The 20,777-nt window shown below is 68.5% G+C and carries 22 protein-coding genes and 1 pseudogene; 13 read left to right on the top strand and 10 right to left on the bottom strand.

Annotation, left to right across the window (positions count from 1 at the left end; translation table 11 throughout):
- Positions 1-265: 265 nt before the first annotated feature.
- A complete protein-coding gene (locus HWX76_RS34340) occupies positions 266-1,699 on the bottom strand; it encodes a nicotinate phosphoribosyltransferase (RefSeq protein ID WP_176017012.1) in 1,434 nt (477 codons plus the stop codon).
- Positions 1,700-1,772: 73 nt separating this feature from the next.
- Positions 1,773-2,813, bottom strand: coding sequence for a bifunctional nicotinamide-nucleotide adenylyltransferase/Nudix hydroxylase (locus HWX76_RS34335; protein ID WP_050014966.1), 1,041 nt, complete (start codon positions 2,811-2,813; stop codon positions 1,773-1,775).
- A 191-nt stretch (positions 2,814-3,004) separates the two neighbouring features.
- Between HWX76_RS34335 and HWX76_RS34330 the strand changes: the two genes are divergently transcribed.
- Positions 3,005-3,457, top strand: coding sequence for an SRPBCC family protein (locus HWX76_RS34330; protein WP_050014965.1), 453 nt, complete (start codon positions 3,005-3,007; stop codon positions 3,455-3,457).
- Here HWX76_RS34330 and speD read toward each other — a convergent pair.
- Genes speD through HWX76_RS34305 form a run of 5 tightly spaced genes read right to left on the bottom strand, consistent with a single transcriptional unit; the run spans position 3,420 to position 6,957 of the window.
- The gene (gene speD / locus HWX76_RS34325) at positions 3,420-3,836 is read right to left on the bottom strand and encodes an adenosylmethionine decarboxylase (RefSeq protein ID WP_050014963.1); all 417 of its coding nucleotides are present in this window, start codon (positions 3,834-3,836) and stop codon (positions 3,420-3,422) included. The two genes, HWX76_RS34330 and speD, sit on opposite strands and share 38 nt — an antisense overlap.
- The gene (locus HWX76_RS34320; RefSeq protein ID WP_155291822.1) at positions 3,833-3,982 is read right to left on the bottom strand and encodes a hypothetical protein; all 150 of its coding nucleotides are present in this window, start codon (positions 3,980-3,982) and stop codon (positions 3,833-3,835) included. The genes speD and HWX76_RS34320 overlap by 4 nt, the downstream gene beginning before the upstream one ends.
- Complete coding sequence (locus HWX76_RS34315) at positions 3,979-5,493, bottom strand: DUF4178 domain-containing protein (RefSeq protein ID WP_050014961.1); 1,515 nt, start codon at positions 5,491-5,493, stop codon at positions 3,979-3,981. Before HWX76_RS34315 ends, HWX76_RS34320 begins: the two co-directional genes overlap by 4 nt.
- A gap of 9 nt (positions 5,494-5,502) precedes the next feature.
- A complete protein-coding gene (locus HWX76_RS34310; RefSeq protein WP_176017011.1) occupies positions 5,503-6,543 on the bottom strand; it encodes an SPFH domain-containing protein in 1,041 nt (346 codons plus the stop codon).
- Between the two features lie 27 nt (positions 6,544-6,570).
- Positions 6,571-6,957 (bottom strand): DUF350 domain-containing protein, encoded by a 387-nt coding sequence (locus tag HWX76_RS34305; RefSeq protein WP_006480820.1) that lies wholly within the window; start codon positions 6,955-6,957, stop codon positions 6,571-6,573.
- Positions 6,958-7,078: 121 nt separating this feature from the next.
- Here HWX76_RS34305 and HWX76_RS34300 point away from each other — a divergent pair, with 121 nt between their 5' ends.
- The 5 genes and pseudogenes from HWX76_RS34300 to HWX76_RS37040 all read left to right on the top strand — a co-directional run.
- Positions 7,079-8,593 carry a polyamine aminopropyltransferase gene (locus HWX76_RS34300; protein ID WP_050014957.1) on the top strand — a complete coding sequence of 505 codons (1,515 nt, stop codon included), beginning with the start codon at positions 7,079-7,081 and terminating at the stop codon, positions 8,591-8,593.
- The gene (locus tag HWX76_RS34295) at positions 8,593-10,212 is read left to right on the top strand and encodes an NAD(P)/FAD-dependent oxidoreductase (RefSeq protein ID WP_176017010.1); all 1,620 of its coding nucleotides are present in this window, start codon (positions 8,593-8,595) and stop codon (positions 10,210-10,212) included. Before HWX76_RS34300 ends, HWX76_RS34295 begins: the two co-directional genes overlap by 1 nt.
- Before the next feature lie 124 nt (positions 10,213-10,336).
- Positions 10,337-11,119, top strand: a complete 783-nt coding sequence (locus tag HWX76_RS34290; protein ID WP_050014953.1) for an N-acetylmuramoyl-L-alanine amidase — start codon at positions 10,337-10,339, stop codon at positions 11,117-11,119.
- A gap of 54 nt (positions 11,120-11,173) precedes the next feature.
- Positions 11,174-11,560, top strand: coding sequence for a lysozyme inhibitor LprI family protein (locus HWX76_RS34285; protein WP_050014952.1), 387 nt, complete (start codon positions 11,174-11,176; stop codon positions 11,558-11,560).
- 114 nt (positions 11,561-11,674) lie between these two features.
- Positions 11,675-11,773 (top strand): annotated as a pseudogene (locus tag HWX76_RS37040) (GNAT family N-acetyltransferase); the annotation flags it as partial.
- A 25-nt stretch (positions 11,774-11,798) separates the two neighbouring features.
- On the opposite strand, the gene HWX76_RS34280 reads toward HWX76_RS37040, so the two are convergent.
- The 3 genes from HWX76_RS34280 to HWX76_RS34270 form a co-directional block, all read right to left on the bottom strand.
- Positions 11,799-13,145, bottom strand: a complete 1,347-nt coding sequence (locus tag HWX76_RS34280) for a glutamine synthetase family protein (protein ID WP_124630676.1) — start codon at positions 13,143-13,145, stop codon at positions 11,799-11,801.
- A gap of 157 nt (positions 13,146-13,302) precedes the next feature.
- Complete coding sequence (locus HWX76_RS34275; protein WP_050014949.1) at positions 13,303-13,860, bottom strand: XRE family transcriptional regulator; 558 nt, start codon at positions 13,858-13,860, stop codon at positions 13,303-13,305.
- A 17-nt stretch (positions 13,861-13,877) separates the two neighbouring features.
- Complete coding sequence (locus HWX76_RS34270) at positions 13,878-15,167, bottom strand: FAD-binding oxidoreductase (RefSeq protein ID WP_124630675.1); 1,290 nt, start codon at positions 15,165-15,167, stop codon at positions 13,878-13,880.
- A 76-nt stretch (positions 15,168-15,243) separates the two neighbouring features.
- On the opposite strand from HWX76_RS34270, the gene HWX76_RS34265 reads away from it, so the two are divergent.
- From HWX76_RS34265 to HWX76_RS34235, 7 genes are all read left to right on the top strand, one after another.
- Positions 15,244-15,678, top strand: coding sequence for a hypothetical protein (locus HWX76_RS34265; RefSeq protein WP_176017009.1), 435 nt, complete (start codon positions 15,244-15,246; stop codon positions 15,676-15,678).
- Between the two features lie 71 nt (positions 15,679-15,749).
- Positions 15,750-16,898: an acyl-CoA dehydrogenase family protein gene (locus HWX76_RS34260; protein WP_050014943.1), complete on the top strand. Its 1,149-nt coding sequence runs from the start codon at positions 15,750-15,752 to the stop codon at positions 16,896-16,898.
- A 36-nt stretch (positions 16,899-16,934) separates the two neighbouring features.
- On the top strand, positions 16,935-17,339 hold the full coding sequence (locus HWX76_RS34255) for a hotdog domain-containing protein (protein WP_050014941.1): 405 nt from the start codon (positions 16,935-16,937) through the stop codon (positions 17,337-17,339).
- A 17-nt stretch (positions 17,340-17,356) separates the two neighbouring features.
- A complete protein-coding gene (locus HWX76_RS34250) occupies positions 17,357-18,376 on the top strand; it encodes a nitronate monooxygenase family protein (RefSeq protein WP_176017008.1) in 1,020 nt (339 codons plus the stop codon).
- Positions 18,373-19,515 (top strand): prephenate dehydratase, encoded by a 1,143-nt coding sequence (pheA, locus tag HWX76_RS34245; RefSeq protein ID WP_124595067.1) that lies wholly within the window; start codon positions 18,373-18,375, stop codon positions 19,513-19,515. The genes HWX76_RS34250 and pheA overlap by 4 nt, the downstream gene beginning before the upstream one ends.
- Positions 19,512-20,183, top strand: coding sequence for a hypothetical protein (locus HWX76_RS34240; protein WP_050014935.1), 672 nt, complete (start codon positions 19,512-19,514; stop codon positions 20,181-20,183). Before pheA ends, HWX76_RS34240 begins: the two co-directional genes overlap by 4 nt.
- A complete protein-coding gene (locus HWX76_RS34235; protein WP_176017007.1) occupies positions 20,180-20,704 on the top strand; it encodes a shikimate kinase in 525 nt (174 codons plus the stop codon). The genes HWX76_RS34240 and HWX76_RS34235 overlap by 4 nt, the downstream gene beginning before the upstream one ends.
- The last annotated feature ends 73 nt before the right edge of the window (positions 20,705-20,777 follow it).

The following is a 20,777-nucleotide window of genomic DNA, read 5'->3' as shown; positions in this document are numbered from 1 at the left end:
ATCTTCCGGGTTCCTTTGTCGGCATTATCGCCGGCTCAGGCCCCGGACGACCCACTTATCCTGCTGTCCGAATTTGCGCGCCCACCTCTCCCTATCCGAAAGACAGTGCGGGTTACGAAGGCTATCTTCAGATTGGAGTGACGCTGGTCCCCATATGCAACGGTGGATGTCAGCATCTGTGCGGTGACCCGCGCGTCGCGCCGACATCCAGGGCACTCCGTTAAGATGCCAAAGTAACGCAACCTGTCTCAGGGCCTCACCCGCGTCACACCTCCCCCGCGTGCGCCCTTGCCCTGACCTCCGCAAACGACGTATCGACGACCAGACGCCCGGTGTCGAACACCGTCTCGAGCGCCTCGTCCCATTCGCCTTCCCGCGCCCGATCGTCCCACGCAACCGGCAGCGTCGCCGTCCGATACTCGCCGGTGCGCCAATTGCGCAGCAGCGTCAGCCGCCCTCGCTTCGAGCGCTTGCCCTGATCGGTGACCGGATCCTTGCGGACGTCGTGCCACACGCCGCCGCGCCGGATGGCCGAGCACTTCATCGCGAAGCGCTGCGTATCGCGATTCACCCGCTGCAACAGCGCACCGCCCATGCCGAACACCACGTTGCCGGCCGCGTAGCCTGCCTCGTCGAGCGCGGCGAGGATCGCTTCGATCGACTGCTCGTCGACGCCGTCGCCCTGGATCACGCGCACGTGGTTCAGCACGCGCCGCCCCTTGCCGTTCACGGTCGAGCCGAACGACACGTCGAGCGCCCGCACCGTTTGCAGCACGATCGTCACCGGGTCGCCGGAATCGGGACGCACGACGAGCGTCGCGCCCGAATCGATCACCGCCTGCCGAAGTTCGCCGCCCCACAGATCGAGCGCGGCGAACAGATCATAGGAGTCCGATACGACCGATACGATCGCGCCCGGCAAACCGAAGCGGTTGATCATGTTGCGGTACGCGTCGGCCTCGCCTTCGCGCCCCCACGACGTGATCGTGCTGTGCTCGGCCGCCGGCACCGAGTAGGCGGCCATCGGCTCGCGATAGAAGCGGTTCGCGGCCAGCACGCCGAGCACGGTATCCGAGCCCATGAAGCTTACGAGATGCGCGGCGCCGCCGATCGCGGCCGATTCCGCGCTCGACACGCCGCGCGCGCCGAAGTCGTGCAGCTTGAACGGCAGTTGCGCGAGATCGTCGTCGGTCCTTTCGAGGAAGCGGCGGATCGTTTGCCGCAGGTGCCAGCTGCGGGTCGCCACCGTCACCGGATACCAGATGCGCAACAACATCGTCTCGAGATACGACGCGAGCCAGAACACCTGCGGATCGTCGCATTCGACCGTCATCAGCACGTTGTGCACCGGCACGATCGAGCCTTCCGGCACCGCACGGATCTTCACCGGCAGGTAGCCGTCGTAGTGCTCGACGATATGGCGCCATCCGGCTTCGTTGAACGGCTCGCCGTGCACGGCGAAGAAATCGCGCGCGTCGTCGATCATCGCGTGCGTGACCGGCTTGCACAGGTACTCCTTCAGCAGCATCTGAAGGCCGAAGAACAGCGTGCGGTCATAGCGGCCGCCGCGCGATTCGACGTACGAGAACATCGCCGATGCGTCCGGCGGATATTGCAGGAAGTGGGAAGCCTTGTACGAATCCGTGTTGAGAATCGGATTGGCGAGAACCGCGGCAAAGCCGCCGGGATCGTTTTGCATGGCTAGAGCTCCTCTAGGCCGTTGAAGTGCCGCCGCGTCTGTCGCGGCGGACCGAATGCGGGGAATCAGCGCGTCACAGCTTCCCCAGGAAGTGATACGCGATGTCGAAGTGATCCTCGAACATCACGTTGCGCATCTGCGCGAATTCGTTGAGCGGAACCCAGCGCGCCTTGTCGGCGTCGTCGCTGCCCTTCACGCGCGGCAGCTCGCCGGTCGGAAAGTTGAACAGGCACGCATGCGTGATCGTGCGGCCGCGCAGCGAACGCGTCGGGTGATCGAACACCTGGCGATCCTTGATCGAGCCGCGCAGCACGGGCTCCGGCAGCTTGAGGCCGGTTTCCTCGCGCAGTTCGCGAATGCACGCCGCATCGAGCCGCTCGTCCTGGTTCACGAAGCCGCCCGGCAGCGCCCACAGGCCACGGCCCGGTTCGCTGCGACGGCGCACGAGCAGGATATGCCCCGAGTGCACGACCACCGCGTCGACCGTCACGAACGTGACCGGATACGGCGCGGCCGCCCACGCCTTGCGATACGCGGCGATGAATTCGGCTTCCGACTTCAGTTGCGCGAATTCCGGCTGCGTGCGGAACCGCTCGAGCCAGCCGAACACGGGTTCGGGCACGGCCCACTGCACGAAGCTGTTGGTCCGTTCGGCGAAATACTGGTCGCGGATCTCGGTAGCGGAAATGTCTTCCGTCGCGTCGACGTCGACGAGCGCCCATTGCGGGAACATCCGCAGGTAATACGACGTGGCGTCCTTCTCGTGGCCGATCAGCCCGACCTTGCGCTGCGCGACGTCGCCGAGCGCGCCGGCCACCGCATCCTGCACCCAGCGCACCCAGTCGCCGTCGTTGTAGGTCGAATCCTGCAGCGGGGCGATCGTCACGCGGTCGCGCTCGGACGCGTCGAGCAGCGAAGCCAGCATCTGGCGGCGCTCGTCGAACGAGAACGGATCCTTGATGGTGCGGGGCTTGTCGGTCGATCCAATCAGCACGCACACGCGCTCGGCCCGGCTCAGTGCCGACTTCAGCACGTTCAGGTGACCACGATGCGGAGGCTGGAAACGACCGATGAAAACGAGCGCGTCGAAGCGCCGGTTCTGTTGCGTACTCATGAGGCTCCCTCAAGAGATTGAAACGCTCCGGGTCTGTCCCGAAGGGTTGGGATAAATCCTAGGGGAATTCCCGAAGTGCGTCAATCGATCCCATTCGAGCCCACGCTCGACTTGACGATGTCTGACGAAACACAGGTTATTGGCGCGGTACACTCGATTGCATTCCAATCCGAACCCTGGCGCGCGCGCTCATGAGGATCTCAGTCAGCCGGACCGTCGGCGTCGATCGCAGACGCCTCTTCACGTGGTCGCAGGATTACGCGCGGCGGCTCGTGTGGGACAGCTTCCTCATCGATGCCTATCTGCTCGACGGAACGACCGCCCATGTCGGCGTCGATGCGTTCTGCCGCAGCCAGTCGGGCGCGACGATGGTGTCGCGCTACATCTCGTACCGCCCGCCGCAGGTCGCCGCCGTCGAAATGGTCGACGGGCCGAAAGTGCTCCAACGCTTCAGCGGCAGCTGGAACTTCACCGAGCGCACGCCCGGCATGACCGAAGTGAAATTCACGTACCACTTCCGCGCCCAGCCTGCCTGGCTGCGCTGGCTGCTCGAACCGCTGATCGGCGCGTTCTACCTCGTGCACACGCGCCGGCGTCTCGATTCGTTCAAGCGCTGGGCCGAAGCGGAAGCGCTGCCGCGCTGAGCGGCGCGCCGCCGCGCGCAACCTGCTGCCGTACCTGCGCCTGCGTGCCGAGCGCCGCGGCGATCGCGTCGACCGCGTCGGCCGCGCGCGCCGCGCCGCACATGAACGCGTCGACGGCCGCGAAACGATGCTCGGGCCACGTGTGGATCGTGATGTGCGATTCGGCGAGCAGCACGACGCCCGTCACGCCATGTTCGCCGCCGAAATGATGGAAATGCGCGCCGATCACGCGTGCGCCGGCCCGCAGCGCTGCTTCGGTGAGAATCGACTCGAGTCGCGCGGCGTCGCGCAGCAGCGCCGCGTCGATGCCGGCCAGGTCGGCCAGCACGTGCAAGCCGAGCACCGCGCAGGGCGGCGCGATCCCGTCGCGCGCGGTCATTTGTGCGACCCGTACGACGAGTAGCCGCTGCGCGCCGACGAACTGCCCCAGCCGCTACCGCCCGACCCGCTGCCGCCGATCGATGCGCAGCTGAACAGCGTGACGACGATCAGGCCGTAGATGCCGTAAAGGATGTACCGGATCACGCGTTGCCCCCGTCCGACGCAAAACGCGCCCACAGCCATTCCGGCAGCCACAGCACCAGCAGGCCGACCAGCACGTAGACGGAGCGTCCGGTGAACGAGAACAGCGAACCCAGGTTGAAGACCACGAGCAACGCGCTGAACATGAACGGCAGCGGCGCAAAACTGTGCGGCCCCTTCCTGCCGAACAGGCCCATCGATTCGGTGGCGCCCGCGGCGGCGGCGGTGGCCGTCGCCAGCGCCGGCGTGCCGAAACGCTCGGCGAGCGCGCTGCCCGTCAGCGGCCGCGCACGCGACCAGACGATCTCCGCGTCACTGCGCTCGCGCGTGAGCTTGTCCTTCTGCCAGCCGTAATCGATGATCGACGTGCGGTCGCCCGCCTGCACGCGCCAGTTGAATGCCCCGACCACGTAGACGACCTCCGATTCGTATTCCTCGCGCAAACGATAGGTCTTGCCGCCATCGGTCACGCTGGATTCGCCGCCGATCGTCGGCCAATGGTCGAGCACCTGCACGCGCTCCCAGCGCCCTTCGCTTTGCACCAGCCACAGGAAGCCGCGCTTCGGGTTCAGCAGCAGGTATTCGTCCCATGTCTCGGCGTCGCCCGGCACGCGGCAGCGCATCATGCCGATCACCGTGTACTTCACACCGTCGAACGTGCCGATCGCGCCGAGTTCGAGCGCGCCCTTCACCGATTCGAGCTTGCGCTGCGCCGCGAACACGGTCTGCTGCTCGGCCGTGCACTGCACGCCCGCATGGCAGTTGCCGCACACGACGTAGTCGGCCACGTTCGGCGCATAGGACAGTGGCGCACCGCAGCTCGGGCACGCGAACGGCACCATCTCCGCGCCGCGTTTCTCGCGCGTATCGTTTTCGGTATCGCGTAACCCCGTGAACGCGAGCGCATCGAATGCCAGCGCCTCGCCCGAATAGACGGCCGGGCTCCCGGCGTTCGACTCGGCGTCGGAATAGTCGTAGGTCGCGAATGCATTGCCGGTGCGCAGGTCGACGACGCGCGCTTCCCACCCGGCATCGACGCGGAACGGCAGCTCGCCGTCGCCGCCCGTGCAGCGTGCGGTACGCACGTCGGACACCAGATACGCGCGGCCGCCGTGGTCGATCCGCATGCCCGGCTCGAGCGTGCCGAATGCGGGCCACGCGGCGCCTGCCGCATCGTCGGGTTCGCGCACCGTGATCGCGTACTGGCCCGACGCATCCGACAGCCATCCGAACGCGCCGTCGTCGAACACGACGTACCATTCGCTCCACGCACCGGCGTCGTAGGTCATCTGGATGCGGCCGAGCACCGTGAACACGCGGCTACCGTAGCGCCCGGCCGTGCCGATCTGGATCGGCGATGCATCGTCGAGCACCGTGGCCAGTTCGCCGATGCGCTCGACGTCGGCGCCGCGCTTGAGCAGCGTGCTGCGGCAGAACGCGCAGACGGCCATCACCGCCGCGGCCGAGCGAAACTCGACCGGCGCGCCGCATTGGGGGCACGAGGTACGGAACATGCGCGACGCTTACCGCGTGAGCTTCGCGAGGATCTCGGCCTTCGCGCGCGAATAGTCGTCTTCGGTCACGAGGCCCTTGTCGAGCAGCGCCTTCAACTGCTCGAGCCGCTGCACGTAATCGGTGCCCTCGGCCGCTCCCGCGGCGATCGGCGCCGCGACGGGCGCGGGCGGCGCAGCCTGCGCCGGTTGTGCGGCGCCCGCGATCTGGCCGGCCATCGCCTGCCCGATTGCCGCCCCGGCGGCCAGCCCCGCGCCGACCCCGGCGATGCCGCCCGGGTTTTGCGCGGCGAGCGGAATCGCCTGCGCGGTCTGGTATTGCGTGGCGCGCGCGAGATCGCCGGCCATCCCCGCTCCGATCCGCAGGTCGAGCGCCTTTTGCAGCTCGGCCGGCAGCGACACGCTCTCGACCGCGAACGCGTCGAGCGCAAGCCCGTAGCGCGTGAACACCGGCACCAGCGCGTCGGCCACACGCTGCGACAGCAGCGACTGGTTCGCGGCCATGTCGACGAACGGCACGTCGGCCGAGCCGAACGTCGTGCTCATCGCGGTGACGACCAGGTTGCGCAGTTGCTGCTCGAGATCGTCGACCGTATAGGCCGCGCGCGTGCCGCTGACCTCGCGATGGAATGCGGCCGCATCGACGATCCGGTACGAGTAGATGCCGAACGCGCGCAGTTGCACGAAGCCGAATTCGCGATCGCGGATCGTCATCGGCTGCGCGGTGCCCCAACGCCGGCCCAGCTGCAGCCGCGTGCTGAAGAAGTAGACGTCCGACTTGAAAGGCGACTGAAAGAATTTATCCCAGTTCTTCAGGTTCGTGAGCACCGGCAGCGTGCGCGTTTCCAGCGTATAGAGCCCAGGCTGGAACACGTCGGCGACCCTGCCCTCGTTGACGAAGATCGCGACCTGCGTTTCGCGCACGGTCAGCTTGCCGCCGTACTGGATTTCCTGGTCTTCCATCGGATAGCGCCAGGCCAGTACGCCGTCGGTGTCTTCCGTCCATTGCAGGACGTCGATGAACTGCTTGCGGATGAATGAACCCAGACTCATGTCGGTCTCCTCGAAACGCGTGGCGCGTCAGGTCAGGCAGGCGGCATTGATAATGCCGACGACGAGCGACGCGGTGCCCATCAGGCCGCCCATCGCGACGTTGCGATCCTCGATCGCATGATTCATGCCGGGCATCACGCGCGTCAGCACCGCATAGGTGATCAGTTGCACGATCATCGCGCCGACGGCCCAGATCACGACTTCGCCGAGCGTGGAATTGTGCGCGATGCTGGACGCGAGCGTCAGGCAGAAACCGATCAGCGCGCCGCCGAACGACAGCGTCGCGGCCGCGTTGCCGTCGCGGATCAGCGCGAGTTCGTCGAACGGGGTGACCTTCAGGTACACTGCCGCGAACACAAGAAGCAGCACGAACGCCGACAGTAAATGAACCGCATAAAGATAGGCACTATTCATTCTTTTCCTCGGATTTTGTGCTCGGTTCGCCGCCCCGTCGCCGGTCGGCCCGCACGGGGCCGCCAGACGAAAATCCGCGCCAGTATATCCACATTGCCGAACACTGCACAACGGATGCGCGATGCTGCATAAGCGTGCGCTCGTCCTGTCGATTCTCGTGCTCGCGTCGTGCGGGCTCGGCTACGAACTGATCAGCAGCGCGCTGTCGAGCTACCTGCTCGGCGATTCGATCCTGCAGTTCTCGTCGGTGATCGGCTGCTACCTGTTCGCGATGGGGATCGGCTCGTGGCTCGCGAAGTTCGTCGAGGACGACGACGTGCTCGACCGCTTCGTCGACATCGAGCTGCTCGTCGGCCTGCTCGGCGGCGTATCGGCCGCGCTGCTGTTCGTCGTGTTCGCCTGGCTCGCCGCACCGTTTCGCGCGGCGCTTTACGCACTGGTGCTCGCGCTCGGCCTGCTGATCGGGATGGAGATTCCGCTCGTGATGCGCGCGTTCCAGCAGCGCCGCCAGGCGTTCCGCCATACCGTCAGCGAGGTGCTGACCTTCGACTATCTCGGCTCGCTCGCCGTGTCGCTGATCTTCCCGCTCGTGCTCGCGCCGCGTCTCGGCCTGCTGCGCACGAGCTTCCTGTTCGGTCTCCTGAACGCATTCGTCGCGTTGTGGACGACGCACCTGTTCCGCGACGAAATCCGCAACGTGCGCGGCAAGCTGATGCGCGCGTCGCTCGTGATCGGGCTGCTGATCGCCGGGTTCGCGCTGTCGGAGCGCATCACGCACTGGGCCGAGCACGGCGTATACGGTGACGAGACGATCTATTCGGAAACGACGCCGTACCAGCGCATCGTGCTCACGCAGTGGCACGACGACATGCGGCTGTACCTGAACGGCAACCTGCAATTCTCGTCGCGCGACGAGCACCGCTATCACGAAGCGCTGATCCATCCGGCCATCGAGGCGCTGCCGTGGGCGAAGCGCGTGCTCGTGCTGGGCGGCGGCGACGGCCTCGCGGTGCGCGAACTGCTCAAGCACCGCCATCTCGAACGGATCACGCTCGTCGATCTCGATCCCGCGATGACGAAGCTGTTCTCGACGTCCGCGCCGCTCGTCAAGCTGAACCAGGGCGCGCTGAAGGACCCGCGCGTGCAGGTGATCAACGACGACGCGGTGCGCTGGCTCGAATCGAATGCCGACGTGTATGACGCGATCGTCGTCGACTTCCCCGATCCGACCAACTTCGGGCTCGGCCGCCTGTATTCGGTGCCCGTATTCCGGCTGCTCGCGCGGCACCTGTCGGAGAACGGCTACACGGTGATCCAGTCGACGTCGCCGTATTTCGCGCCGCATGCGTACTGGACCATCATCGCGACGCTGCGCGAAGCCGGGTTCAACACGTGGCCGTACCACTGCTACGTGCCGTCGTTCGGCGACTGGGGCTTCGTGATCGCCGGCAAGCGCCGCGATTTCACGGTGCCGACGCACTACTCGGTGCCGACGCGCTGGCTCGATCCGCAAACGGCCGCCGAGATGTTCCACTTTCCGGCCGACATGCCGGCGCTGCCGATGTCGCCGAACGAACTCAACGACCAGCCGCTCGTGCGCCGCTTCGACGACGACTGGAAGCACGTACTGCGCTGATGGACCGTCGCACGTTCCTCGTCGCGTCGGCGGCCGCGTCGCTCGCCGCCTGCGGCCGCACCGGCTGGATCGAGACGACGCCGCGCATCGACTACCCCGGCATGCGCGAAGGCCACGCGCTGCGCGACCATGCCACGCTGCCGCCGCCGTCCGGCACGATCGAGACGGACGTCGCGATTCTCGGCGCCGGCGCGGCCGGGCTGTCGTGCGCATGGCAGCTCGCGCGCGCCGGCCATACGCGCTTCACGGTGCTCGCCGGCCCCGAATTCGGCGGCAACGCGGCCGGCGGGCGCTTCGGCACGCTCGGCTATCCGAAGGGCGCGCACTACCTGCCGCTGCCGTCGCTCGAATCCGTGCATCTGCGCGACATGCTCGCCGATCTCGGCGTGATCGAATCCGCGCCGTTCTCCGCGCGCCCCGTGTACGACGAGCGTGCCCTCGTCCACGCACCGGACGAACGCCTGTTCATCGGCGGGCAGTGGCAGGACGGCATCGTGCCGACCGCCGGCCTCGACGCCGACGCACTCGCGCAGCAGGCGCGCTTCTTCGCGTACACGGACGGGCTGCGCACCGCGCGCGGCGCCGACGGCCGCAAGGTGTTCTGCATCCCGATCGCGGAATCGTCGCGCGACCCGCGCTGGCGCGCACTCGACCGGCGCTCGTTTCGCCAGTGGCTGCGCGACGAGGGCTACACCGCGAAGGCGCTGCACTGGTATCTTGACTATTGCTGCCGCGACGACTACGGCGCCGGTTACGAGCACGTCTCCGCATGGGCCGGGCTGCACTATTTCTCGTCGCGCGGCGGCCATGCGGGCGACGCGGGCGACGGCGCGGTGCTGACCTGGCCCGACGGGCTGCACACGATGGTGACGAAGCTGAGTGATTCGATCGCCGCGCGCACCGGCTCGAACGCATGGTCGCGGGACGGCTTCGCGGTGCGCGCGACCGAACGTGCGGGCGGCGTCGACGTGCTGTGCGCCCGCGTCGGCCGCGACGGCGCGCTGTCGACGTTCATGCTGAAGGCGCGCCGGGTCGTTTCCGCGATGCCGCTGTTCGTCGCGGCGCGCGTGTTTCCTCAGATACACGCATACGGCTTCGATCCCGCGCGCGATCTGCCGCCGCGCGCGCCGTGGCTCGTGGCCAATTTCCTGCTCGACGGCATGCCGGCCGAGGAAGCCGGCGTACCGCTCGCGTGGGACAACGTCGTCTACGGCGGCGCGGGGCTCGGCTATGTCGTGTCGACGCACCAGTTGATCCGGATGTCGCCGCCGACGCGCTCCGTCTTCTCCGCCTATCAGGCATTGAGCACGCAAACGCCGGACGATACGCGCCGCTGGCTCGCGCAGGCGAAGCCCGACGCGTTGCGCGAGCAGGCGGCAATCGACCTGCAGGCCGTGTACGGACGCGAGCTGTGGAAGCATGCGACCGCACTCGAGATCACCGTGCGCGGCCATGCGATGGCGACACCCGACGTCGGCTTCCTGAGCCGACCGGGGCTGCTCGCGCTGCGCGATGCCGACGGCCCCGTCGTATTCGCGCATGCCGACCTGTCCGGGCTGTCGCTGTTCGAGGAAGCGTCGTACTGGGGTATGCTGGCGGCCCGGCGCGTGCTGGCCTGACAACCGCCGTTCGTCATTGCGGCGTCGCCGCCACCCGCTATAATCGCGCGACATTCCGACTGCATAGAGCAGGCCGACGGTGGCGCGCCGTTCGACGCGCCGACCGCCCTTCTCGACAACAACAATGACGAACCGAACCTTCCGACGCCTTCGCCCGCTGGTGCGCGCCGCCGCGCGCGTGCTCGCGTGCGCCCCGCTGCTCGGCGCACCGCTGGCGCTGCACGCGGCCGATGCCGCCGTTGTCCGCGGCGCTTCCGGGACCTCCGTAACCGAGCCCGCGAGCGGGCGCTACATCGTCGTCGACACCGGCCATACGCCCGCGCGTCCGGGCTCCACCGGCGCGAGCGGCCGCGTCGAATACCTGTACAACCTCGACCTGTCCGGCGCGGTCGCCGACACACTCGCCGCGCACGGCGACCGCGTGCTGCGCACGTCGGCGGACGGCCGCGAGATCGCGCTCGATCGGCGTTCGACGCAGGCGCCCGACGCGAACCTGTTCGTGTCGATCCATCACGACTCGATGCAGCAGCAGTTCATCGACGCGGGCCGGCAGCGCGAATTCCGCGGCTTCTCGGTGTTCGTGTCGGAACGCAATCCGCACTATGCGGAAAGCCTGCGTTGCGCGAAGGCGATCGCCGAGCGGCTGGTCGCGGCCGGCGAACGGCCGTCGCTGTATCACGCGCAGCCGATCAAGGGCGAGAACCGCCCGCTGATCGACCCGCCACTCGGCATCCATCGCTTCGACGATCTCGTCGTGCTGCGCACCGCGCCGGTTCCGGCCGTGCTCGTCGAAGCCGGCGTGATCGTCAATCCGGACGAGGAAGCGCGGCTCGCGCGGCGCGAGACGATCCAACGCCTGTCCGCCGCGATCGCGGGCGGCATCGACGCGTGTACGACACCCCGATAAACGACGGTATCGCCCGTCGGATTCACCGGTTTTCACCCCGTCAGGAGACTCACCATGAAGAAGAATCTGCTCGCATCCTGTGCGCTGCTCGCGCTTGCCGTTCCGTTCGCCGCGCATGCGGCCGGCTGCGGGAAGCCGCGCAGCGCGTTCGACCAGGTGTATTGCACGAGCACGCAGTTCTCGCAGTCCGACCGAGATCTCAACGACGAATACGGCCGGCTGCGCAAGCAACTGAGCGGCGACCAGCAGGCAGCGCTGAAGTCCGGCCAGCTCGCTTGGCTGAAACAACGCGACGCGCAGTGCAGCGAGACCCGCGGCAGCAGCTACCTCGTCGATATCCAGTGCGCGAACGACATGACGCAGTCGCGGCTGTCGTTCCTGCGCGAGCGTGAGCGCGAATGCTCGAGCACCGGGTGCGTGACGTCGAAGCTCGGGGAGTAAGGGCGTCGAGCATGCCATGCCGCGAAGCCGCTTCGCGGCATGCGTTCTCCGAAGTCTTCGATGACCCGATCGACTACTTTTTCATCGGCGATCTTCTGCCGCTGAAACGTTATCTACGAACGCGAAGGTTTCGTCGCCGAACGCGACATCAAGACCTTCGAGATCGACGGTACGCCGATCGAGGAAGTGCACTACTGGCGCGCACTCCCGTAGCCGGCTGCGTCGACGCGCGCGGCCATCACAGAAACCACCGATACTCCCGCGCGCCGATTTCGTTGCGAAAATCCAGTTCCTCCTGCCGCTTGTTCTCGCAATACACCATCACGAACTCGCCGCCGAGCCCTTCGCGCACGGCCGGATGATCCTGCATCGCGGCGACCGCCGACAGCATCTCCTGCGGAAAATCGATGCCGCTGCCGCGATCGTCGTTGAGCGGCGCGATCGGCTCGAGCCGCGCATCGAGCCCGTGCTCCATCCCGCTCAGGATCGCCGCCAGCACCAGGTACGGGTTCGCATCCGCGCTCGCGAGCCGGTGCTCGATCCGCAGGTTGCGTGCGTCCGATTCCGGAATCCGGATGCACGCGTCGCGATCCTCGAAGCCCCAGCTCGCGCGGCTCGCCGCGTTCACCATCGACCCGTAGCGCCGGAACGCATTGTGGTTCGGCGCAAACACCGGCATGCAGTGCGGCAGCAGCGCGAGGCAGCCGGCCACCGCGTGCCGCAACGGCCGCTGCCCGTCGGCCGCAAGCACGTTGCGCCCCGCGTCGTCGTACAGGCTCACGTGCACGTGCATCCCGCTGCCCGGCGCATGCAGGTACGGCTTGCCCATGAAGCTCGCGCGATAGCCATGCCGCAACGCGACGCCGCGCGTGCTGCGACAGAACAGCGCCGACCAGTCGGCCGCGCGCAGCGCGTCGTCGGTATGCCCGAAATTGATCTCGAACTGGCCGGGCCCGAGCTCGGCGGTGATCACCGTCGCATCGACGCCCTGTTCGCACGCGGCGTCGACCATCTCGTGCAGCACGTCGGAGAAGCGCGACAGGCGCTCGATATGCATGTTCGGCTGATCGTCGCGGTCATCGCTCAGGCGATCGCGCGGATACTGTGGCATGCCTTGCTCGAGCTGCGCGGCGAACAGGTAGAACTCGAGCTCGAATGCGACGACCGGCCGGATGCCGCGCGCCGTGAACCGCCGCAGCACGCGCGCGAGCACCTCGCGCGGCTCGAATTCGATCGGCGAATCGGTGCCGTCGGAGCTGATCAGCATCTGCGCGAGCGGCTGCCGTTCCCAGCGCACGGGCTTCAGCGTGCCGGGGATCAGGCGGCGCGGCGCATCGGGATCGCCGTCGTTGAAGCAGTAATCGCCGATCTTGTAGAGGCCGCCCTGCGTGCCGAGCAGCACGCAGTTCTGCGGCAGCTTCAGCAGCGAGCCCGACGCGACTTTTTCGAGCGCGTCGATCGGATAGCGCTTGCCGTAGAAATGCCCGGGCAGGTCGAGGCAGATCAGGTCGACATAACGGATCTCGGGGTGCGCCTGCCGGAACGCGCGGACTTCACTGACCAGCGCGGGAACGACGTCAGCCATGTCTCATCCTTTCCATGTCTTGTAGGGCGGTGCCGCAACGCGGCGAACCGGATTCATGCGGCACACGGCGCAGCGCAAGCCGCAAATCACTCAGTAATGCAAACAGACTGCACGGCGCGGCGGCCTCCGACGCCGCCCGCCCCGCCGACCACTCGGCTCAGGTGAATACCCAGATCACGCGCGTCGGCGCGTCGGTCAGGTTCGCATACCGGAAGCGCTTGTGCGCGGGAAGCTGAAACGCATCGTTCGGGCCGAGCGTGACGTGCGTGTCGTCGCCGTCGAGCCAGATCGTCAGTTCTCCTTCGAGCACGAAGCCGCCCTGCTCGTCGCTGTCGTCGACCGGGCGCTCGCCGCTGCTCGCGCCCGGCCCGAGATGGCTTTCGAGGATCGAGAAGCGCGACCGCATGTTCGGCGACACGAGGATGTCGGTAATACCATTCGCGTAATACACGGTGCGCCGCTCGCCGGGCCGCGTGACCCACGGCACGCTGCGCGGTTTGCTGAGGCTGTAGAAATACGTGGTCGGCACGCCGAGCGCCTCGCCGATCGCGGTGAGATCCGCGACCGTCGGACGCGACAGCCCGCGCTCGACCTGCGACAGAAAGCCGACCGAGCGGCCGATCCGTTCGGCGAGATCGTTCAGCGTGACCTTGCGATGCTTGCGCAGGTCGCGGATCAGGATCGCCAGACTTTCTATCTCTTCCTGTTCGTTCATGATGGATTCCGGTGCAATCAAACGGTATCGCGCAGGCGGTACCAGGCCTTGCCGATCGCCTCCAGCGGCGCGGCCAGCCGGTCGCCGCCGGGAAAGCGCGGGTTGCGGATGCGCTGGTACTGCGCGAGCAGGTGTGCGTCGCCGAGCACGGCGTCGGCCACCGCGCGCGCACCGGCGAGCGTCGGCAGCACGCCGTGCCCCGAAAAGCCCTGCAGCCAGAAGCGCTGCCCGTGGCGACCGATGTCCGGCGTGCGACGCATGCTGATGTCGATGTGACCGCCCCACGCGTAGTCGAGCGGCACGCCGGCCAGTTGCGGAAACACGCGTTCGAGATGCGGGCGCGTCGCCGCCGCGATATCGGCCGGAATGCCGCCGAGATACGTGCAGCCGCCGCCGAACAGCAGCCGGTTGTCGGGGCTCAGGCGGAAATAGTCGGGCACGAACTGGTTGTCGATCACGCAACTGTTGCGCGGCAACAGCGCATGCGCGACGTCGGGCGCGAGCGGCGCCGTTGCGACCTGGTACGTGCCGACCGGCAGCAGCCGGCGCGCGAGGTCGCGATCGAGCCGGTCGACGTACGCATTGCACGCGAGCACCAGCACGTCCGCCCGCACTTCGCCGTGCGCCGTGCGCGCGACGTGGCCGCCGGCCGTCTCGCGGCAGTCGAGCACGCGGCTCTGTTCGAAGATGCGGCCGCCCGCGCACTCGATCGTCTGCGCGAGGCCGAGTGCGAGCTTCAGCGGGTTCAGGTGGCCGGCCTCGGGATCGTGAAGCGCGGCGAGATAGCGCGTGCCACCGATCCATTCGGGCATCTCGTCACGACCGATCACACGCAGCCGGTCGTAGCCCCACCGCTCGGCGGCCTCGTCGCGCGCCTGCGCCAGCATCGCGACGCGCCGCGGCCGCACCGCGGCCCACAGGCTGCCGGGCCGGTAGTCGATGTCGAAACCATGCCGGGCCGGCAGTTCGCGCACCTCGGCCGCCGCCCAGCGCATGCTGTCCCACAGCAGCCGCGCGCCGTCGCGGCCGAGCGCATCCTCGAGCGGCTGCATGTCGCACGACCAGCCGAGCAGCGCCTGTCCGCCGTTGCGGCCCGATGCGGCCCATGCGACGCGGCTCGCTTCGAGCATCACGACGCGCTTGCCGGCAAGCGCGAGCCGCAGCGCCGTATGCAGCCCGCTGAAGCCCGCGCCGACGACCAGCACGTCGGCATCGAAGCGTTCGTCCAGCGCCGGCCGATGCGGGATCGGCGTCGGGTAGGTGCCGGCGTAATAGCTTGCGACGTGACGGTCGGACTGCATGAACATGCGGATTTCCGTGAAAATTACACCGGTAAATTTCATGAAAAACTAGCATGACAATTTCACGGAAGCAAGGCCGGGCATGATTTCACCGATCGTCGGCGCGACGGGGTCGGGCCTTTCGGATCGTCTGACGGTTTATTTGTCGCGCGCTCCACCGACGCCTGCCCGCCGCCCGGCAGGTGTGACGGCAACGAAACGAGCATCGGGAATTCGACACGAACGCATTCCCCGCCATCCTAATGATATGGACTGCGAATTCAATCGAATCGACCTGAACGACGAAGCATTGGCAATCCCACCGCGTGTCGCCCCACCACCGACACGCGATCGTCTTCCGTCATCGAAGCGCCGCGATACCGCCGACGACGACATGGCTGGACTGCCATCGCTCGCGCCGATGCGCGCGACGGGCATCACGATCACGTCCGCGTCCGGCAATCGCGCTCCGCCGCCCATCGCAACCCCGCTTGCACTCGAATCATCCGCCGCCGCACGCCGCGTCGAAGTGCAATAACTGACAGTTTCTCGCCCGGGGGCTTTTCATTAGATTGGCGACACGATCCATGCAAAGTCTCGCGCCCCGACATGACTCTCACCGCCTGCGAAGCACAGCACACGACGACCGCCGCATACCGGGACATCGCCGAACGCCATGCGCGGTCCGCCCCTTGCGGCGCCTTCCATCGCGATGCGTGGGATGCCTTGTCCGACGCGGGACTGTGGCGCGTGCCGGTGCCGCGCGAACTCGGCGGCGCGGGCGGCACGTGGCACGACTTCGTCGATGCGTTCGAAGCGGTCGCCGCGGCGCTGCGCTCCGTCGGCTTCGCGATGGCGCTCGCGAATCAGGCGACGCTGATTCGCGCGCTCGTCGCATACGGTTCCGACGCGCAGCGCACGCGGCATCTGCCGTCGCTGCTGTCCGGCGCGATCGGCGCCACGGCGATCTCCGAGAAAGGTACCGGCACCGAAGTGCGCGCGCTCGAAACGTGCCTCGTTCGCGACGGCGACCACTACCGGCTCGACGGCCACAAGTACAACATCAGCCACGCGCCCGAAGCGCGCCTGATGATGATCGTCGCGACCCTGACCGGCGACGGCAAGCCGGCCACCGCGCTGGTGCTGATCGATCCCGAACGCGCGGGCGTGCAGCGCAGCGCCCCACAGGCGACGTTCGGCGTCGCGGATCTTCCGATCGGCGACGTCGCGCTGTCCGGCGTGCGCGTCGATGCCGACGAACTGCTCGGCACGCCCGGCGACGGGCTGCGCCTGCTGATGGACATCGCGTCGATGAATCGCGCGCTGTTCGGCCTGCTGTGCGCGAACGTCACCCAGCCGTTTCTCGCCGACGCGCTCGCGCACGTCAGCGCCCGCAAAACGCTCGGCGTCGCGCTGGACGCGCATCAACACGTGCAGCGCCGGCTGGTCGACGTCCAGGTCGGCATCGAACGCACCCGCTGGACGGCGCGCGCGGCGCTCGACCTGCTCGTCGCGCAGCGTCCCGAGGCGCTCGCGAACTGCTCGATCGCGAAGCTCGCGGGCGCGCGCGATCTCGCGCAGGCCGCGCTGCACCTGCTCGCGATTCACGGCAGCGACGGCTACCGGCGCGGGCCGCTCGCCACCTTCGTCGCCGACGCGCTCGCGATGGGCTCGGCCGGCGGCACCGAGGAAATGCACTACCGCAACATCTTCAGCCAGATGCAACGCCGCGCGGCCGCCACGGCGCGCGCGGCGTGACCGCACACCCTTCCCTCACCCGTTCAGGAGTTGCCCTTGACTATCCAGACTGGCCTGCGTGCCCGCGCCACCCACCGCGTCGACACGATTTCGCTCGCCGATCAATGGGGCGGCGAAGCGCACGCGCTCGCGAGCCCGATCATGATCATCTTCATCGAACAGACCTGCATGCAGGCGACCGACCATCTGCTGCCGGCCGGGCAGATGACGGTCGGCTACAACTTCGAGATCAAGCATCTCGCACCGACGCCGCCCGAATGGGAAGTGACGGTCGACGCCGAACTCATCGAGGTCGACGGCCGCATGATGACGTACCGGGTCGAGGTGCGCGACGCGGTGGGCGTCGTCGGCGAAGGCGTGCATACGCGCTGCGCCGTCAGCCGCGACGGCTTCCACCGCCGCCTGGAAGAGCGGCGCGACAGCGCGGCGCTCGCCCGCTAACGAGCCGGAGCCCGACCATGATTCCGCTTCCGCTGCAGGGTCTCCGGCTGCCGGTGATTGCGTCTCCGATGCTGATCGCGAGCTATCCCGAGATGGTGCTCGCCCAGTGCAGGAGCGGGATCGTCGGCGCATTTCCGGCGCTCAACGCGCGGCTCAGCGCGCAGCTCGGCGACTGGATCGACACGATCGACGGCACGCTGCGCGCGTATCGGGACGCCCATCCCGATGCGCCGGTCGGCCCGTACGCGGTCAACCATATCTGCCATCCGTCGAATCCGCGCGTCGAACAGGACCTGCGCATCTGCATCGACCGACGCGTGCCGCTGATGATCACGAGCCTGCGCGCACCGTCGCGCGACGTCGTCGATGCGACCCATGCGTACGGCGGGATCGTGCTGCACGACGTCACGACGGTGCGACATGCGCAGAAGGCGCTGGAAGCCGGCGTCGACGGCCTCGTCCTCGTCGCGGCGGGGGCGGGCGGCCACGCCGGCACGCTGTCGCCGTTCGCGCTGGTCACCGAAGTGCGGCGCTTCTACGACGGCTTCATCGCGCTGTCCGGTGCGATCGCGACGGGCGACGCGATCGCCGCCGCGCGCGCGCTCGGCGCCGATTTCGCGTACATCGGAACGCGCTTCCTGGCGTCGCACGAAGCCAACGTGGTGCAGCGCTACAAGGACACGATCGTCGAAGCCAGCGCGGCCGACATCATCTACACCGACGCGTTCACCGGCGTCCACGGCAACTACCTGCGCCAGAGCATCGAGGCGGCCGGGCTCGACGCGCGGCGACTCGCCCGGGTCGACGGCGCGCAGCTCGATTTCTCGCCGGACGGCGGCGCGAAGCAGTGGCGCGACATCTGGGGGGCCGGCCAGGGCGTCGGCGCGATGGACGCGGTGCTCAGCGTCGCCGAAATCGTCGAACGGCTCGCGGCCGAATACGCGCGCGCCGTCGCCCGCATGCAGCCGGGCGCGGCGACGCACGTCGCCCCGCACCGGCCGGCCGTTTCCGCGACTTCACGGACCGATACGCGATGACGCCGACCGAACTTGCCGCCCCGTCGTCCGTCGACGATGCGATCGCACGCCGCCGCGCGCAGATCGACGTGATCGACGACCAGCTTCTCGAGCTGATCGGCCAGCGCATCGCTCACGCAACCGAGATCGGCCATCTCAAGCGGAATGCGGGGCTCGCGGTGCGGCAGCCCGCCCGCGAAGCGTCGATCGTCGCCGAGCTGTGCACGCGCGCGCCGTGGGGGCTACGCGACCGCGACCTGCGCGCCATCTGGCAGACGCTGTTCAGCGCGAGCCGTGACGCGCAATCGCTGCCGTCCGTCGCGTTCCTCGGCCCGTCGGGCACCTACACCGAAACCGCGATGCTGCGTCACTTCGGCGAATTCGCCCGCGGGCAGGCGCACGAGACGATCGACGCCGTATTCGACGCGCTCGCACGCGGCGACGCGGAATGCGCGGTCGTGCCGGTCGAGAATTCGTCCGAAGGCACCGTGACCCGCACGCTCGACCTGCTGATCGCTCAAGCGGCGCCCGTCACCGGCGAGATCGAACTGCCGGTCGCGCACTGCCTGCTGAGCGCCAGCGGCTCGCTCACCGGCGTCGACAGCGTGGTCGGCCATCCGCAGGCGCTCGCGCAATGCCGCGCGTGGCTCGACGCGCATGCGCCCGGCCTGCGCCGCATCCCGGTGTCCAGCAACGCGGTGGCAGCGCGCGAGGCCGCGCACCTGTATGACTGCGCGGCGATCGCCGGCGAACCCGCGGCCGCGCTTTACGGACTGCGAATCGTCGCCAGCGCGATCCAGGATCACCCGGACAACCGCACGCGCTTCGTGATCGTCGGCGGCCAGACGCCGGCGCCGACCGGCTACGACCGCACGAGCATCGTGCTGCGGCCGACCGATGCGCCCGACGCGCTGGCGCGCGTGTTCGACGCGCTCGCCCACCACCGCGCGCCGCTGCTCTGGGTCGACGTGCGCCCGGCACGGGACGCGGGCCATGCATATCGGTACTGCATCGACTTCGGCGGGCATCCGCTCGATCCGAACGTGCGCGCGGCGCTCGACGAGATTGCGTTCGCCGCTTCCGAGCTGCGCGTGCTCGGCGCCTATCCGCGTGCCGCGGGCGGTACCGACCGGCACGCCGACGGCCCCGCCGCATCATGACGACGGCACCCGCTTCGTCCCGCGTCGCGGCCCGGCTGCTCGCGATTCGCGACGGTCGCGACGATCGCCTGCTCGTGCTGTGCGGCATCGCCGCGGCGGACTGCCTGCCGCTTGCCGCCGGACGATGGCTGCGCGCGCTGCGCGCCGAATACGACGACGAACTGGAGCTGCTGCCGTTCGTGCGCGGCACGCCCGACGCCGCCGGCATCGCGTGCCTGCTGCGGCGCTGCGAGCGTCTGCGGCTTCCGGCGGTGGCGATCGGCGACACCGCGGCGACCGCCTATGGCCGCTGGCGCGCGTGCCTGCCCGCGGCGCCGCTGACCTGGCGGGTGCTCGAAACGTCCGCTGCACGGGCCGCGACGCCGCTGCCCGGCGGTCTGCTGGCGCGCTGGCCGGTACGCGCGGCCGAGCCGGTCGACTGGCCGCGCTCGCGCCGCGTCATTGCGGATCTCGGCGCTGCGTCGCCGGCGCTTGGCGCGCGCATCGGCGCGCTCGCCGACGCACTGTGCGACGGCACGCTCGTAGTCGCCGGCATTGCGCTGGACACGGCCGCCGGCGCGCCGCACACCTTCATCACCGATGCGCTGGACCCGCTCGCGAACTACGTCCGGATGCAGCGCATCGCCGCCGTGACGCGCCGCGCGCCGTCGCTGCGGAGCCGCCTGTGAACCCGCGCCCGCAGGCCGGCCCGACGCGCATCGCGCTCGTCGGCATGCCCGGCGCCGGCAAGACGACGATCGGCAGCGCACTGGCCCGCGCGCTCGCGTTGCCGTTCGTCGACGCCGACCGCGAACTCGAACGCCGCTTCGGCGCGCCCGTCGCCGTGCAATTCCATGCGGGCGACTTCCGCGCACGCGAAGCCGACGTGATCGACGCGCTGACGTGCGGGCCGGCGCTCGTGCTCGCGACCGGCGGCGGCGCCGTGCTGCGCGACGACACGCGCGCGCGGCTCGGCCAGCGCTGTTTCGTGATCCACCTCGCGACCGATCTCGACACCCTGTGGCACCGCACGCGCGGCGACGCGTCCCGCCCGCTGCTGAACGTCGCCGACCCGCGCGCGGCGCTCGCCGCGCTGCACGACGCGCGCGAATCGCTGTACCGCGCCTGCGCGCACTGCCGCATCGACACCTCGGGCCAGTCCGTCGCACAAACGCTCGCGGCAGCGCTCGACGCACTCGCCATCGCGTAACCCGCGCGCCCCTGTCTGCCCCCCTTCCGCTGTTTCGACGATGCCGTCCGGTGCGGCCGACTGCCATTTCTAC

The sequence above is a fragment of the Burkholderia sp. BCC0398 genome (assembly GCF_902833245.1).
Lineage (GTDB): Bacteria > Pseudomonadota > Gammaproteobacteria > Burkholderiales > Burkholderiaceae > Burkholderia > Burkholderia sola.
Note: the sequence above shows the minus strand (reverse complement) of the source record. Positions and strands in the feature narration are given on the sequence as shown.

What these genes read in the sequence shown, in the direction of transcription:
- HWX76_RS34340 (WP_176017012.1), bottom strand. Translation starts at nt 1,699, where the DNA reads ATGCAAAACGATCCCGGCGGCTTTGCCGCGGTTCTCGCCAATCCGATT.
- HWX76_RS34335 (WP_050014966.1), bottom strand. Translation starts at nt 2,813, where the DNA reads ATGAGTACGCAACAGAACCGGCGCTTCGACGCGCTCGTTTTCATCGGT.
- HWX76_RS34330 (WP_050014965.1), top strand. Translation starts at nt 3,005, where the DNA reads ATGAGGATCTCAGTCAGCCGGACCGTCGGCGTCGATCGCAGACGCCTC.
- speD (WP_050014963.1), bottom strand. Translation starts at nt 3,836, where the DNA reads ATGACCGCGCGCGACGGGATCGCGCCGCCCTGCGCGGTGCTCGGCTTG.
- HWX76_RS34315 (WP_050014961.1), bottom strand. Translation starts at nt 5,493, where the DNA reads ATGTTCCGTACCTCGTGCCCCCAATGCGGCGCGCCGGTCGAGTTTCGC.
- HWX76_RS34310 (WP_176017011.1), bottom strand. Translation starts at nt 6,543, where the DNA reads ATGAGTCTGGGTTCATTCATCCGCAAGCAGTTCATCGACGTCCTGCAA.
- HWX76_RS34305 (WP_006480820.1), bottom strand. Translation starts at nt 6,957, where the DNA reads ATGAATAGTGCCTATCTTTATGCGGTTCATTTACTGTCGGCGTTCGTG.
- HWX76_RS34300 (WP_050014957.1), top strand. Translation starts at nt 7,079, where the DNA reads ATGCTGCATAAGCGTGCGCTCGTCCTGTCGATTCTCGTGCTCGCGTCG.
- HWX76_RS34295 (WP_176017010.1), top strand. Translation starts at nt 8,593, where the DNA reads ATGGACCGTCGCACGTTCCTCGTCGCGTCGGCGGCCGCGTCGCTCGCC.
- HWX76_RS34290 (WP_050014953.1), top strand. Translation starts at nt 10,337, where the DNA reads ATGACGAACCGAACCTTCCGACGCCTTCGCCCGCTGGTGCGCGCCGCC.
- HWX76_RS34285 (WP_050014952.1), top strand. Translation starts at nt 11,174, where the DNA reads ATGAAGAAGAATCTGCTCGCATCCTGTGCGCTGCTCGCGCTTGCCGTT.
- HWX76_RS34280 (WP_124630676.1), bottom strand. Translation starts at nt 13,145, where the DNA reads ATGGCTGACGTCGTTCCCGCGCTGGTCAGTGAAGTCCGCGCGTTCCGG.
- HWX76_RS34275 (WP_050014949.1), bottom strand. Translation starts at nt 13,860, where the DNA reads ATGAACGAACAGGAAGAGATAGAAAGTCTGGCGATCCTGATCCGCGAC.
- HWX76_RS34270 (WP_124630675.1), bottom strand. Translation starts at nt 15,167, where the DNA reads ATGTTCATGCAGTCCGACCGTCACGTCGCAAGCTATTACGCCGGCACC.
- HWX76_RS34265 (WP_176017009.1), top strand. Translation starts at nt 15,244, where the DNA reads ATGATTTCACCGATCGTCGGCGCGACGGGGTCGGGCCTTTCGGATCGT.
- HWX76_RS34260 (WP_050014943.1), top strand. Translation starts at nt 15,750, where the DNA reads ATGACTCTCACCGCCTGCGAAGCACAGCACACGACGACCGCCGCATAC.
- HWX76_RS34250 (WP_176017008.1), top strand. Translation starts at nt 17,357, where the DNA reads ATGATTCCGCTTCCGCTGCAGGGTCTCCGGCTGCCGGTGATTGCGTCT.
- pheA (WP_124595067.1), top strand. Translation starts at nt 18,373, where the DNA reads ATGACGCCGACCGAACTTGCCGCCCCGTCGTCCGTCGACGATGCGATC.
- HWX76_RS34240 (WP_050014935.1), top strand. Translation starts at nt 19,512, where the DNA reads ATGACGACGGCACCCGCTTCGTCCCGCGTCGCGGCCCGGCTGCTCGCG.